General features: G+C 42.7%; 14 protein-coding genes. 5 read left to right on the forward strand and 9 right to left on the reverse strand.

Annotation, left to right across the window (positions count from 1 at the left end; translation table 11 throughout):
• Positions 1-13: 13 nt before the first annotated feature.
• The 6 genes from CWO13_RS12345 to CWO13_RS12370 all read right to left on the reverse strand — a co-directional run bounded on the left by CWO13_RS12345 (position 14) and on the right by CWO13_RS12370 (position 4,723).
• Positions 14-310 (reverse strand): hypothetical protein, encoded by a 297-nt coding sequence (locus CWO13_RS12345; RefSeq protein WP_170960817.1) that lies wholly within the window; start codon positions 308-310, stop codon positions 14-16.
• Complete coding sequence (locus CWO13_RS12350) at positions 273-1,727, reverse strand: type II and III secretion system protein family protein (protein ID WP_048605622.1); 1,455 nt, start codon at positions 1,725-1,727, stop codon at positions 273-275. Before CWO13_RS12350 ends, CWO13_RS12345 begins: the two co-directional genes overlap by 38 nt.
• 8 nt (positions 1,728-1,735) lie before the next feature.
• On the reverse strand, positions 1,736-2,485 hold the full coding sequence (gene cpaB, locus CWO13_RS12355; protein WP_048658134.1) for a Flp pilus assembly protein CpaB: 750 nt from the start codon (positions 2,483-2,485) through the stop codon (positions 1,736-1,738).
• Complete coding sequence (locus CWO13_RS12360) at positions 2,478-3,827, reverse strand: ATPase AAA (protein WP_048658135.1); 1,350 nt, start codon at positions 3,825-3,827, stop codon at positions 2,478-2,480. The genes cpaB and CWO13_RS12360 overlap by 8 nt, the downstream gene beginning before the upstream one ends.
• Before the next feature lie 37 nt (positions 3,828-3,864).
• A complete protein-coding gene (locus tag CWO13_RS12365) occupies positions 3,865-4,395 on the reverse strand; it encodes an A24 family peptidase (protein WP_107898699.1) in 531 nt (176 codons plus the stop codon).
• 157 nt (positions 4,396-4,552) lie between these two features.
• Entirely contained in the window at positions 4,553-4,723 is a 171-nt protein-coding gene (locus CWO13_RS12370) for a Flp family type IVb pilin (RefSeq protein ID WP_108083032.1), read from the reverse strand.
• A gap of 193 nt (positions 4,724-4,916) precedes the next feature.
• On the opposite strand from CWO13_RS12370, the gene CWO13_RS12375 reads away from it, so the two are divergent.
• From CWO13_RS12375 to CWO13_RS12390, 3 genes are all read left to right on the forward strand, one after another.
• Positions 4,917-5,660 carry a helix-turn-helix domain-containing protein gene (locus tag CWO13_RS12375; protein WP_102432819.1) on the forward strand — a complete coding sequence of 248 codons (744 nt, stop codon included), beginning with the start codon at positions 4,917-4,919 and terminating at the stop codon, positions 5,658-5,660.
• A 93-nt stretch (positions 5,661-5,753) separates the two neighbouring features.
• Complete coding sequence (locus tag CWO13_RS12380; protein WP_102432820.1) at positions 5,754-7,442, forward strand: AMP-binding protein; 1,689 nt, start codon at positions 5,754-5,756, stop codon at positions 7,440-7,442.
• A gap of 338 nt (positions 7,443-7,780) precedes the next feature.
• Complete coding sequence (locus CWO13_RS12390; protein ID WP_102432822.1) at positions 7,781-8,686, forward strand: LysR substrate-binding domain-containing protein; 906 nt, start codon at positions 7,781-7,783, stop codon at positions 8,684-8,686.
• Between the two features lie 147 nt (positions 8,687-8,833).
• Here the strand turns inward: CWO13_RS12390 and CWO13_RS12395 are convergent, their stop codons facing one another.
• On the reverse strand, positions 8,834-9,040 hold the full coding sequence (locus CWO13_RS12395; RefSeq protein ID WP_102432823.1) for a DUF1127 domain-containing protein: 207 nt from the start codon (positions 9,038-9,040) through the stop codon (positions 8,834-8,836).
• 103 nt (positions 9,041-9,143) lie between these two features.
• Between CWO13_RS12395 and CWO13_RS12400 the strand changes: the two genes are divergently transcribed.
• Complete coding sequence (locus CWO13_RS12400; RefSeq protein WP_102432824.1) at positions 9,144-10,094, forward strand: LysR substrate-binding domain-containing protein; 951 nt, start codon at positions 9,144-9,146, stop codon at positions 10,092-10,094.
• A 45-nt stretch (positions 10,095-10,139) separates the two neighbouring features.
• The gene (locus CWO13_RS12405; protein ID WP_012604684.1) at positions 10,140-10,352 is read left to right on the forward strand and encodes a VF530 family DNA-binding protein; all 213 of its coding nucleotides are present in this window, start codon (positions 10,140-10,142) and stop codon (positions 10,350-10,352) included.
• Positions 10,353-10,593: 241 nt separating this feature from the next.
• On the opposite strand, the gene fusA is transcribed toward CWO13_RS12405, so the two are convergent.
• Positions 10,594-12,681, reverse strand: coding sequence for an elongation factor G (gene fusA / locus CWO13_RS12410; protein WP_050633924.1), 2,088 nt, complete (start codon positions 12,679-12,681; stop codon positions 10,594-10,596).
• 234 nt (positions 12,682-12,915) lie between these two features.
• Positions 12,916-14,295: a DNA repair protein RadA gene (radA, locus tag CWO13_RS12415; RefSeq protein ID WP_017058826.1), complete on the reverse strand. Its 1,380-nt coding sequence runs from the start codon at positions 14,293-14,295 to the stop codon at positions 12,916-12,918.
• Positions 14,296-14,352: the final 57 nt, after the last annotated feature.

Consider the following 14,352-nt stretch of genomic DNA (forward strand, 5'->3'; position numbering starts at 1 on the left):
AGTACCTCCAGATTTAGTTAAAATCTTCTAAGATCTGGCTACTACTTCCGGACAGATCATTTTCACCTCTGCCAACATATCTGTCGTAACCAGTCTGCATCCGCTCCCCTGTACCATCAGGTACTTCGAGTAAATTCTCTTGGGTCGCATTAGGGTTATACGTTTGCTCTGTTTTCACTAGTGCTACCGAATGCCCTAAACGAGCATCGTTCGCACAGCCAACCAATAACATTGCGAGAAAGATCATCATTATTTTAGTCATATCTATCCCCTTATAAATCATGGCCAAATGAGCCTTCGCTACCACCATCGGTCGGTGATATATCCTGTGAAGCTTGAGATTGTTCTGAATCAGATTCAGACGGTTCAGCGATGTAAGCGCTTCGGCCTAACAAGTAATATTCCAAATCATTAGGATCAACAAAGGCATCCGTTGGTAACGTTACTTTCGTTCGGTCAATAGGTTTAGCGAGTCGAGGAGTAACAAGAATAACGAGCTCTGTTTCACCAGATACATACTCTTGGCTATTGAAAAGCTGACCTAAAATCGGCACATCGCCAAAGCCTGGCATCTTGTTACTGATGTCCCTAACATTCTCACTCAACAACCCCGCAATACCGATGGTTTGACCGTCGGCTAACTCAAGCGTCGACGATGCACTTCTTCGGGTAATTGGAGGGATAAAGTAAGTCGCATTGGTGGTACCAGGATCAATCGTTAACGAGCTACTATTGGCAATCTCACTCACATCAACCGCTAAGTTTAGGTTGATTTTTTTGTCACTCAGTACCGTTGGGATGAACTTTAAACCCACACCATATTCTTTATATTCAATGGTAATACCATCTTCGTCAGGCACCGGAATGGGAAATTCTCCCCCCGCTAAAAACTCAGCCTTTGAACCGCTTAGCGCGGTTAAGTTCGGTTCAGCCAAGACTTTTGCCACACCATTTTGTTTTGCTACGTCCAATGCGAAAGTAAACAATGTATTGCTATCAATGAAAGAACCTAAAATGCCGTAATCGGTAGAGGTAGGAATATTGAAAATTGGGGTTGCACCTAACACTCCGGCAGGGACTGAAGACGCCCCCCAAGAAAAGTCAGACCCACTGGTTTGGAAGAAATGGAAGTTCGCATCAAACTTTCTTACCAAGCTTCTTTGAACCTCAGCAACCGTCACCTCTAACATGACCTGCTGAGCCCCTCCGATCGACATTAAATTAATAACACCTGTCGCTGCAGCTTGTTCACTTCCGCTTTCTTTTGATGCGTCAGCAGCCTGCCCTGACGAATAGGTTTCTGCGATTCGCATCGCCACATTCATTTGTTGTTGGTTGCTGACCTGACCGCTCAATAATAGACGGTTCTGCGCACTGTGCACTTCGATAGTTTCATCAGGAAGGAACTCATATAATTTAGCTTTAAGGCTATTAAGATCATGAGTAACCTCAATGTTAATAGACTCAATCAACCGACCTCGAGAATCCCAAGCCATTAGGTTTGTCGCACCTAATTTTTTACCAATTAAAAACACTTCATTTGATTTTAAAATTACAATATCTAAAACTTCAGGATCACCAAGAGAAACCTTCGCCGCTTTTCCCGACAGCACGACATGCGTAGATTTATGATGTGGAACCGTGACTGTTTTTCCCGTTTGTAACGCCGCAACACTGGCCGTCGAAATACAAATCAGGCTCAAAACACACGCAATTAATATTCTCATATTTCACCTCAATCCTTGACGCGCACATTAGATGTTTCTGTACCTTTGATAATGGTGACACTTGGTCTAGGCACATATCGACGAACCACTTTTTTCTCAACTTCATGTGGGTTTCTCAAAGTCAGCTGAATATCGCCTTTGCTTTTAGCCGTGAGAAGTTTCTCTGCCTCTTTCGGCGTCATCTCAAGTGTTACCGCTCGTACAATAATCGGACTGTTTTCTTTCGTTTTAGCCGTTTGGTCGACAGCCAAAACCTTAATGTCTTTTAATACTGTTTGAGTCGCTGCAGAATTTTTTCCGTAAGAAACGGTATTGAGAATATCAACCTTGTTACCCGGTAGTAAGAAACCCGCCACACCAATAACATCATCAACACGTATCGTTACCGCACGTTTATTTTCAGGGATAAGAGCTGCAAGCGTTGACCCTTCTCCTGGTACAGTAAATCGTAACTTGTGAAGCACCTCTCCCGCATAGACGGTATTCGCAACAACCTTGCCAATCAGCTCTGCTTTATCCGAATAGTTATTTTCATTAATCCAATCAACCTCCATCAATCTGGTGGTTAAAAACTGCTCCTCGATAATAGTTCCGGCTTCAATTTCTTGTGATGCGACAACAACGGGGTGACGCTCGACCGTTTCAACTTCAACGGTTGGCTGAACTTGATCATCCATCCACTGCTTAGCAAAAAATACAGCCGCTAAGCCGAATACTACGGACAGTAAAAACAGTAGGAAAACTTGACTCTTATTCATTATTCTCTTCCTCGTGTCCATCAGAGGTAAAATAAACTTCCCATGCCATGGAAAGAATATCGAATGTGATAACAGGTGGTAGCTGCTCAAACGAAAGAATATCTTTGCTTATACCAACGAGATCTTTCGGTAAACATGGGAAAAGTGGCACCTTAAGCAGCGTGTGCATTTGAGACAAACGCTCAAAAAATCCGTCTTGAAGCTCGACCTCTTTATCAGCAACGACGCTCATCCATAAAGCTTCATAATCTCGCTGATTAAGTGGCTTGAATTCAATCTTGTAACCTAAACGACGTAAAAAGGCAGGATCGCTTATTTTCTTGGGGTTTAGATTGGTAGAAAAGGCAAGGGTTAATACAAATGGCATCGTTATCTGCTGACCATTAGGCAGCGACAAATAGTCGAATGAGTACTCCATCGGTACAATCCAACGGTTAAGAAGCGCATCCACCGGCATGGGCTGACGACCAAGATCATCAATGACAAAAATCCCATTATTTGCCATCATTTGAACTGGTGCTAACCAAACTCGACTATTTTCTGAATGATTAACTTCAAGCATATCCATTGTCAGTTCACCCCCAACTTGGATATTTGGCCTTTCACAATTAAGCCAACGCTTGTCGTACTGATCTTTGAGGGAAATGCTTTGATCGCTGCCGTTACTATCCAACGGTTTATGATGTTGCGCCGAGAACACCTTGATAATGTTACCTAATGCATAGACTGCATAAGGAATAAATACAGAGGTGTGCAAAGCATTCACAATACGGCTCGCGACAAATGTTTTACCAGTACCAGCGTGCCCATATAACAACAAAGCACGTCCAGAATTGATTGCAGGCCCTAGCACTGAAATCATTTTATCGACACCATATACATCATCCAGTGCTGCTTCGACATGTGGCCGAGTCACTAGCTCTGCTCTCAGGTCTTGCTGCTTTACTACATCACTATATTGGGTAAGTGAAACAGGTGCGGGGCCTAAATAAGCATCACGTTTAAAGGCAAGATCAGCTTCTTCCAGCCCTTTCTCAGAAAGGGAGTAACGGACATGACTATGGGATACAGATGATAGAGAAAGATCTGAGGTAGGCTGAAATACCTCAATTAACGACTTCTTCCTTAAAACGGCCAGAGCACTTTCCACAATATGAGTGACAACACACATATAATTAGAGAGTTCTAACACATCCGACTTAGGGTAAGCAGACAAATGCTTGAGTACGAGGTTTTCAATAACGACTTCAGGAACACCCAACATATCAATAGATGTAGGAACGGCCGGGGCTGAAATTTGAGGCTTCAAAGTTGTTGGAGCAGTACGCCCTATAATATCCATATATTATTCCTCTCCACAAAGCTAACCAACAACAGGTTTAAGTAAAGTAGCTATACATCGCTAATCCCATGACAACAGAGGGTGCAAAAGGCATCGTCACCTTATTTGAATACCTAGCGTGCAAACTAGTACTTTCATTTAATACTGGTGCTACTCCACCAAGCACAATTAGCTTATTTTCAAAATAGCCTTTGATACTAAGACTGTTCGAGTTGGAAAAGTTATATAGCAAGTAGAAAGTCCCGATCACTCCAGCAGAAAGTAAGATAAAGTACGATGCATCAAGTAATTGTCCCCACCCAAGATACATCCCTACAATACCTAATAGCTTTACATCTCCTGCAGACATAGCTCTTAAAAAATATAAGAGTAATCCAAAACAAAAAAACACCACGAATCCAACTAAGGACATTAAAAAAACATCAAAGGTGTAATTGCGGTTAAACATTGATAAAAAGTACACAAACAAAAACAGTATCAATATTTTGTTTGGTATACGATGTTTCTCAACATCGTATACCGAAACTGCAATTAGCAACGCCCAAAAAACTGAAGGCTCATTAATCATATATTCAATTCATACACTCGAAAAAATGCTCTGGATTTTGCTAAGTAAGGCTGTTGCCATCCCAGAAAAAACCAATCCTATAGCAATGACAAGTAACGCAGCAGCGACAATGTAGGCAACCGAAGTAAGCCCTCTTTGCTGTCTCACTCCTAACCGATCATAGATCATTAACAATACTGTTCAGTTTCGCTGCGAGTGTAGCCCCTAAACCAGAAAATACGGTTGTTAAACCTAATACCAATAAAGCTGCACCGATTACATACTCGATTACAGTCAACCCTTCTTCATCTTTCATGAATTCTTTACAATTATTCAAAAACTTATCCATGAGAACCTCTCCTTGATTTACGTATCAGGCTTTGTTTACCTGTAAACTAAATCTAGAGGTGAGAGATATATTAGGTTAGGATTTTCTTGCCATTTACTTGCACTTTCTTGTCGTACTTCTAATCTAATTAAATAAACGAACAATCACAGGTTCACCTTGAACTTTATTTAATTATGATACTAGTTTAATACCAATGAAGATAATTACCCCCTTACTGTCAGATATAGATAGCGAATTTAATTCAATTATTATCAATAAAATTAGTCGTTACTTCGTCATTAATAACTATAAACAGGACATATCTATAATCAGTCACTTAGATGTAAGGTTAGTATTTTTTATATTGAATAAAACGGATGAACTTCAACTACTTACAATGGCACTATCTATTTGTGAAAACTTGAACAAGCGAATTGTTATTATTTGTACAGGTCAGATACCTAATAACGTTCGAAATCATAAGAATGTATTCTTCATTATTGAAACAAGCAGTAATCATCTGACCAGTTCATTCGAAGAACTAAAGCATAAAACCCAACATATCTTTGAAGCACACTTCGATCTCGATAGAGACATGAATAGCAACAACCAGGAGCCGACCAAACAGTTTACTTCTGAAGTTGTTAACTTTGTTATGGATAACATTAACAAGGAAATAAGAGAAACGGACATAGCTGAAAAATGTCACTGTTCAGCAACCTACTTTTCTAAAAAGTTTCATCTACACTTTGGAGTAAGCTTTAGAGACTTTGTGTGCGATAAACGAATCCTGTTAGCCAAAAAGTTGATTGAGGCGGATACCGAATCAAAAATAGCTGTAATTTCTTATCAATGTGGCTACAAGGATGTGTCGTATTTTTCAAGAATTTTTAAGAAAAGGACGGGCGTAACCCCTGCAAGCTACAGACGTGCCTGCACAGATAACAGAAAACGCTAATTTTACTCCCTAAAAGAAAAAATCATGGTACATTTAACATGATTTTAACAAAAATAACCAAAAATAACTTAGCGAAAAACATGGAGTTAGACAATGATTCAGCCTAACGAGTTTAGCCAAGAACAAGCAACAGCTCTCCCTACACCCAATGACATGATTTTAAAATGGGCAGAAGAACGCCCAGATGAAGTCTATTTGAAACAGATTATTAACCGCCAATTTGTCGAATTTACTTATAAAGAAGTAGCCGACAAAGCACTGAAATTGGCGTCAGCATTAGAAGGACTCGGAGCCAAACCTGGCGATCGAGTCGCTCTCGTATCGAAAAACTGTGCAGAGTGGTTCATCTGCGACCTTGCCATGATGTTAGGAGATTTTGTCAGCGTCCCAATCTTTCCAACAGCTGGTGCAGACACCATCCAATACTGTATTGAGCACAGTGAAAGTAAAATAGTGATTGCAGGTAAGCTAGATGATCCGGCTGCTACCCAAAAGGTATTGGATGACAATCCGAACTTGATCAGCATCTCTCTACCATACGATACGGCTGCCAAATGCCAACACACATTTGAACAGCTGATCGATACGCATGAACCATCCACCAAACGTCCCCAACATCACGACGACAAGCTAATGTCATTAGTGTATACATCCGGCACCTCTGGATTACCAAAAGGGGCAATGCTTACATACGGCGCCTTTACATGGTCAGTTCAAAGACTGATCGACCATATTGGTATCCAACCCGGCGATCGCCTGTTTTCTTACCTACCACTTGCTCATATTACAGAACGCGTTTACATCTTTGGTTCTTCAGTCATGGGTGGCGTGGTCACGGCTTTCCCTGAGTCTTTAGACACGTTTATTGATGATGTGAAAATGCATCGTCCTACTCTGTTTATTTCAGTTCCTCGTTTATGGACGCTGTTCCAGCAGCGAATCCAAGACAAATTGCCGCAGAAGAAACTGAACTTCTTACTTAAGATTCCGTTTATCAACAACATCATTAAGAAGAAGCTGGCTGACGGTTTAGGATTAGATCAAGCTCGTGTTCTTGGATGTGGTTCAGCTCCGGTATCACCCGCTCTACTGGCATGGTATGAGAGTGTTGGCTTGCACATTACCGAGGCATGGGGCATGACAGAATCTTTCGCCTATAGCACGCTCAACTATCCATTCAGAGCCGATAAAATTGGTACGGTTGGCAATGCAGGCCCAGGAATCGAACTTAAGATTGCAGAAGACGAAGAGATCTTGGTTCGAGGCAAAGGCCTATTCTCTGGTTACTACAAGAATGACATTGCAACCCAAGAGTCTTTTAACTCAGAAGGTTGGCTGCATACCGGTGATATTGGTGATATCGACAGCGAAGGCTACCTAACGATTCGTGGACGTAAGAAAGATACCTTTAAAACCGCTAAAGGTAAGTTCGTTGCTCCTGTGCCTATCGAAAATAAACTCTTTGAGTACAGCCGCGTAGAAATGATGTGTTTGATAGGTCTTGGTCTACCAGGCCCAATCCTACTGGTGGTACCGCATGACTTCCCTAACTTTGACCGAGCTCGTTATGAGAGAACGACAAAGCGCGTTATCGAGAAAATGAACGAGCAGCTCGGCTCACATGAGAAGATCAAGGGTGTACTGATGATTAAGGAACCATGGAGCATTGAGAATGGCGTGTTAACCCCTACTCTCAAAATCAAGCGACATATTCTTGAGCAGAAATACCATGAAATCGGACATAACTGGCCAAAAGATAAATTGGTGGTTTGGGAAGAATAATCAAAACCGAGAGGGAGCCATTACGGCTCCTTTTTTGTAAGCTCAAATTATAAGTACTTAGTATAATCCGCAGCATCACTACTCTCATTATCCAAACCGATATCATCTCTCATTCGGCTACTTAGCGATTCCGAGCAAATAATTTGTCTCGATTTAGTCACCTTCCTCATCTTATTTTTATCAATAGTTTTAAGTGCCTGAGTAACAAATCTGCCAACCCAACAGGTTATTGCTTTCATTTTCTCTCTCTTGTATTCCCTGTTTATTTGTCGCTATTATGGAAACTACCTGTTCGATAAGCGAACAACCATTATTAACAAGAACTATAAGCTGAGATTATGGACAATAGACTGCGCTACCTTTCAGGTCTCCGTTACTTTGAAGTTGCGGCTCGCTTAAGCAGTTACAGCAAAGCTGCTGAAGAGCTGTTCGTCAGTCAAGCTGCCGTCAGCCAGAAGATTCGACAGTTAGAACAGCAGGTTGGATGTAAGCTCTTTATTCGTAAGGGGCGAGCAATGACTTTGACACACGAAGGACACACGCTTTTTAAACATGTATCTGATGGATTTCAAGAGGTGATACTGGGATTGAACAAGATCCAGTCTGAACCCATTCAAGGGCTACTTGTTGTTAGAAGTCCACCCTCTTTTGCGACGCGTTGGTTGCTACCTAGGCTTTGGAAGTTCTCAGTGAAGCATCCAGAGATCCCGATCAAGGTGCTAACAGGCTGCGACACACCAAATTTAAAGCATGGCGAGATTGATGTAGCTATTCGACAAGGTGAAGACTTATATGTGGAAGAAGGCTTGACTCTTAAGATGCTAATTAACGAGCCTATCTACCCTTTTTGCTCCCCCGAGTTAGCAAAATCTCTGAAATTCACATCACCAGAACAACTCCTCAAGTGTTGGCTGATTCAGTTTGATAGCGGTTGTTTCCCTTGGGAGGAATGGTTTAGACAAGCAAACATATCTACCCAAAGCAGCACCATTCAATGGATGGAAGTCGGTACATTTGATATGGGGCTAACCACAGTCATGGCGGGACATGGCGTTTGCCTAGCAACGGACAGCTTGGCTGGTGACTTCATCGAACGCGGCTTGCTAGTAAAACCCTTTGATATAGGCATGACGCCTGGTGTTCAAGTAAACCTATGTTTTGACCCCAACTCCCCGAGAAAAGAGCGTATTACAGCGTTCACCAATTGGTTACACGAAGAAGTAAACGAGCTATTGGAGAATTAGCTCTCAACTATCGATTCCTCAAATAAGCAATGAGCTTAAATAAGCAACAAGCTTAACTCAACATAGAACTGTAACGTAAACCTCCCGACACCGACAAAACTATGTTGAGCAAAAGCAACGTTGAGTTAAAAGCTACGCTGCCCTGAATCACTCCCAAAATGACTTCTTCAGTTCTTTCTCGACTTGCTCTGAAGTAACCCCGATATCTCTCAATAAATAGTCGGGAAGCTCAGACAACTGCTTTCTGGTTCTACGATTCCGAATATACAGTCTCAATTTAGAATAGAATTTCTTAGTTGATAACGATGACAAAAGTGAATGGTTGGTATTTGCTGTTACTGTGATCGTATTCATACCCTTTCTCCTGTTGATCTTTTGCTTTGTTATGGTCAATAATCGACCAACAGAGCAACATCGACAAACGATAGATACTGGCATTCAGTTAAGGAAAACTAATGTGAGAGAGCGAACTCCACCATTCCAAGGGATCTACTATTTTTATACTGCAGCTGAAACTGGCAGTTTTAAGCTCGCAGCAGAAAAGCTATTTGTTACTGCTGCCGCGGTGAGTCAACAAATTCGTCAACTTGAGGAATGGTTAGGAGCTGACCTCTTTATTCGCCAGCACCGAAAAATAGTATTAACCCATGAAGGCGAAGTACTGTACCTGCAAGCGAAGAAAGGCTTTGCTCATATTCAAGATGGGGTGAGACGAATCAACCAAGATCCTAACCCTACTCAGCTGTCGATCTCTACCGTGCCTTCCTTTGCTCAGCATTGGCTCGTACCCAGAATTGGCGACTTCCGCGATCGCCATCCAGATTTATCTATGTTGATAGAACCGACCAACAAACTGGTCACCTTTGAGGATTCCAATGTCGATATTTGTGTTCGCTACGGTCACGGTAACTACGCAAATATTGAGTCTCGTTGGTTAATGGACGAGGTGGTGTACCCAGTTTGTCACCCAATTTATCAAGAGAAACATGGTATTTATGACATCGACGATCTGCATAAAGCAGAATTGATTGAAGACCGTTGGCCTGATATGGATTGGAATCTATGGTTAGACGTTGCAGGGGCGAAGGCAGGTCGTTCGTCACTGCAATTTGACGGCTCACATTTTGTTTTAGAAGGTGCATTATCCGTTCAAGGCGTAGCCTTGGTTAAGCACAGCTTGGTGTATCGCTACTTGCAGGAAAAGAAACTCGTCCGAATCGGTAACATCGCACTGAAGCCTAAATACAATTACTTTTTATGTGCGCCTCCAGGTTACTTTCATCGAGAAAAGATAAAACGTTTCGAAGAATGGATGCAGGCTCAGGTTAGATTATTTGGTAATACAGGTAGAGAAGAGCTTTCGATTATCCACACCGATTACGAACTAAAATGGTCGGATAATTCATAAAGCGAAACTGGTATACTTAGCTCAAATAAATGGCGAGAACATCTCATGACACAAGACAATAATCCACTTCACGGTATCACTCTGCAGAAGCTACTGACTGAATTGGTTGAACATTACGGCTGGGAAGAGTTGAGTTACATGGTGAACATCAACTGCTTTAAAAAAGACCCGAGCATTAAATCGAGCTTAAAATTTTTGCGTAAAACAGATTGGGCTCGCACCAAGGTAGAGCAGATTTACATCGACTTAAAGCGTTAGTCTCTCCCTGCTTTATCAGTCCCGTGTTGATTAAATACGGGACAACCCCTGTGTCTACTTTTTAGGGACCATATCACATCTCGCATCTCTCGCATCTCTCGCATCTCTCGCATCTCTCGCATCTCTCGCATCTCTCGCATCTCTCGCATCTCTCGCATCTCTCGCAGTATGTTACAAGCAATAAAAAGCCCCGCAAGCTTTCACTTGCAGGGCTTTTTTAGTTACTTGAGAAAAGGGCTAATTACTTACCAGCTTCTTTTTCTGCTTTAACTTTTGCAATCACTTCGTCAGCAACGTTAGTTGGACATGGTGCGTATTGTGCGAATTCCATAGAGAATTGGCCACGACCAGAAGTGATAGTACGTAGGTGACCGATGTAGCCGAACATCTCAGAAAGAGGTACGTCAGCTTTAATACGAACACCAGTTACGCCAGCTTGTTGATCTTTGATCATACCACGACGACGGTTAAGGTCACCGATAACATCACCAACGTGATCGTCTGGAGTGAACACGTCAACGTTCATGATAGGCTCAAGAAGTTGCGCGCCAGCTTTAGGCATAGATTGACGGAATGCGCCTTTCGCTGCGATTTCAAATGCGATTGCAGATGAATCGACTGCGTGGAAACCACCATCGAAAAGTTCAACTTCAACGTCTAGAGTTGGGAAGCCAGCTAGTACGCCGTTTTCCATCATAGATGCGAAGCCTTTCTCAACTGCAGGCCAGAATTCTTTAGGAACGTTACCGCCCACAACTACAGAGTTGAACTTGAAGCCAGAACCTGCTTCGCCTGGTTTGATACGGTAATCGATCTTACCGAATTGACCAGAACCACCAGATTGCTTCTTGTGCGTGTAGCTATCTTCAATTGCTTGAGTGATAGTTTCACGGTAAGCAACTTGAGGAGCACCTACAGTTAGGTCAACGCCGTATGTACGCTTAAGGATATCTACCTTGATGTCTAGGTGAAGTTCACCCATACCTTTCAGGATAGTTTCGCCAGTCTCTTCGTCAGTCTCAACTTGGAAAGATGGATCTTCTGCAACCATTTTACCGATCGCGATACCCATTTTCTCAGAACCGCCTTTATCTTTTGGAGATACAGCGATTGAGATTACTGGAGTTGGGAATACCATTGGCTCAAGCGTTACTTGGTGCTTAGGATCACATAGAGTGTGACCAGTTTGCACGTTCTTCATACCAACGATCGCAATGATGTCACCAGCTTGTGCGCTAGTTAGTTCGTTACGGTCATCAGCTTGCATCTCAACCATACGGCCAACACGTTCTGTTTTGCCAGTGAATGAGTTAAGAATCGTGTCACCTTTGTTCAGTTTACCAGAGTAAATACGAACGAAAGTTAGAGCACCGAAGCGGTCATCCATGATTTTGAATGCAAGCGCTTTGAAAGTTTCTTCTGTAGAAACGATAGCGTGTTCGCCAGTTTCTTCGCCAGCTTCGTCCATTAGAGGTTGAGGATCAACTTCAGTTGGAGAAGGTAGGTAATCTACAACAGCGTCAAGAACGATTTGTACGCCCTTGTTCTTGAATGCAGAACCACAGAAAGTTGGGAAGAATGCTAGGTCACGAGTACCTTTACGGATACAACGCTTAACGTCTTCGATAGAAGGCTCTTCACCTTCCATGTAAGCTTCCATTAAGTCATCGTCTTGCTCTACAGCAGTTTCGATTAGCTCTTCACGGTATTGCTCTACGTCATCTACCATGTCCGCAGGAACATCTAGAATTTCGTAGTTTTCAGGAAGACCAGTGTCATCCCAAACGTATGCTTTACGGCTTAGAAGGTCTACAACACCCACGAATTCATCTTCGCGGCCGATTGGTAGAACCATAACTAGAGGAGTAGCACCTAGAACGTTTTTAACTTGGTCAACAACGTTGTAGAAATCTGCACCCATACGGTCTAGTTTGTTAACGAAGATCAGACGAGATACTTCTGATTCGTTAGCGTAGCGCCAGTTAGTTTCTGATTGAGGTTCAACACCACCAGAACCACAGAATACACCGATACCGCCATCAAGTACTTTAAGAGAACGGTATACTTCAACTGTGAAGTCAACGTGTCCAGGAGTATCGATAACGTTTAGACGGTGACCGTTCCAGAAACAGCTTACAGCTGCTGATTGGATAGTAATACCGCGCTCAGCTTCCTGTTCCATGAAGTCAGTAGTTGATTCGCCATCATGTACTTCACCAGTCTTGTGGATTTGACCAGTTAGCTTAAGGATACGCTCAGTGGTAGTTGTTTTACCCGCATCAACGTGCGCGAAAATACCAATGTTTCTGTATTTCGATAAATCTGCCATTGTCTTACTCTGTTAATAGGATATAAAATGCGCGCAGAGTATATCACAATCTGTGAAGACTGATAGCTTTGCATGCATTTGGGACTAAAAAACTTTGCCTTTTTCTAACATATAGAAAAAGGCACTCAGTAGTAACAATCTAAATGATTGTTAATTATAGTGCTAACCCAAAGCCTAATCGGCGTTAAGGTTAGGCTGAATTGCTGCTGTATAGAGTAGCTGAAGTGAGTTCAATTACAACTCATCAAAAGCATTAATTGCTTCCGATAATTTTTTCACACCATGGATCTGCATTCCAGGAATGCCACCTTTAGGCATGTTTGCTGCCGGTACGATTGCTTTCTTAAAGCCGTGTTTAAATGCTTCATTTAAACGCTCTTGTCCGCTCGGTACAGGTCGAATCTCACCCGCTAGACCTACTTCTCCAAATACCACCACATCTTTTGGCAATGCGCGGTCTCTGAAACTTGAAAGTAGAGCCATCACCAACGCAAGATCAGCACTGGTTTCGGTTACTTTAACACCACCAACGACATTCACAAACACATCTTGGTCAGCCATTTGTAAGCCGCCGTGTTTATGCAGCACCGCTAATAATAATGAAAGCCTGTTTTGCTCAAGGCCTACAGCAACACGACGCGGATTTGCCAGCTGGGAATAATCCACCAGCGCTTGGATTTCAACAAGCAATGGACGAGTGCCTTCCCACACAACCATCACCGAACTACCCGAGGTTTCTTCTTCACCACGAGACAAGAAGATTGCGGATGGGTTACTGACTTCTTTTAGTCCTTGGCCTGTCATGGCAAATACGCCAAGCTCATTGACCGCACCAAAACGGTTTTTGTGGCTGCGCAGTGTTCTAAAGCGGCTATCTGTTCCGCCATCCAATAGAACAGAACAGTCAATAATGTGCTCAAGCACTTTTGGCCCGGCTAAGGTGCCGTCTTTAGTTACGTGTCCCACCAAGAACACCGCAACATTATTTTGTTTTGCGTAGCGCGTTAATGCGGTTGCCGATTCACGAACCTGAGCAACACTGCCCGGTGAAGACTGAACATCAGCAACGTGCATAACTTGGATGGAGTCGATAACCATGATCTTTGGCTGTTCTTTTTCAGCAACCTGACAGATCTTATCTACGTTGGTTTCAGAGAGCATCTTTAGGTGCTCTTTTGGTAATCCAAGTCGAGAGGCACGCATTGCAACCTGCTGTAAGGATTCTTCACCTGTTACATAAAGAGTCGGCAGTTGAGAAGAGAGCTGACACATGGTCTGCAATAATAGTGTTGATTTACCCGCGCCTGGGTTACCACCAATCAGGATCGCAGCTCCAGGGACAACACCACCACCGAGTACGCGGTCGAGCTCTTTGAAGCCACTACTAAAGCGTGGCACTTCTTGTAGATTAATTTCAGATAATGTCTGAACGCTCGATTCTGTTACTGCACCTGCATAACCAGATAATCTTTCATTGCGCGCTACTTGAGGTGAAGCGGCTAACCTAACTTCTGTAATCGTGTTCCAAGCACCACATGCGTTGCACTGCCCCTGCCAACGTGGAAAGTCAGCACCACAGTCATTACACACATAAGCTCGTTTTGCCTTAGCCATAAAACCTCAATAATTTACTCAGTTACACAATGATGTTGTCAATTTGTGACTTATTTG

The organism is Vibrio sp. ZF 223, assembly GCF_003050585.1.
Taxonomy (GTDB): domain Bacteria; phylum Pseudomonadota; class Gammaproteobacteria; order Enterobacterales; family Vibrionaceae; genus Vibrio; species Vibrio crassostreae.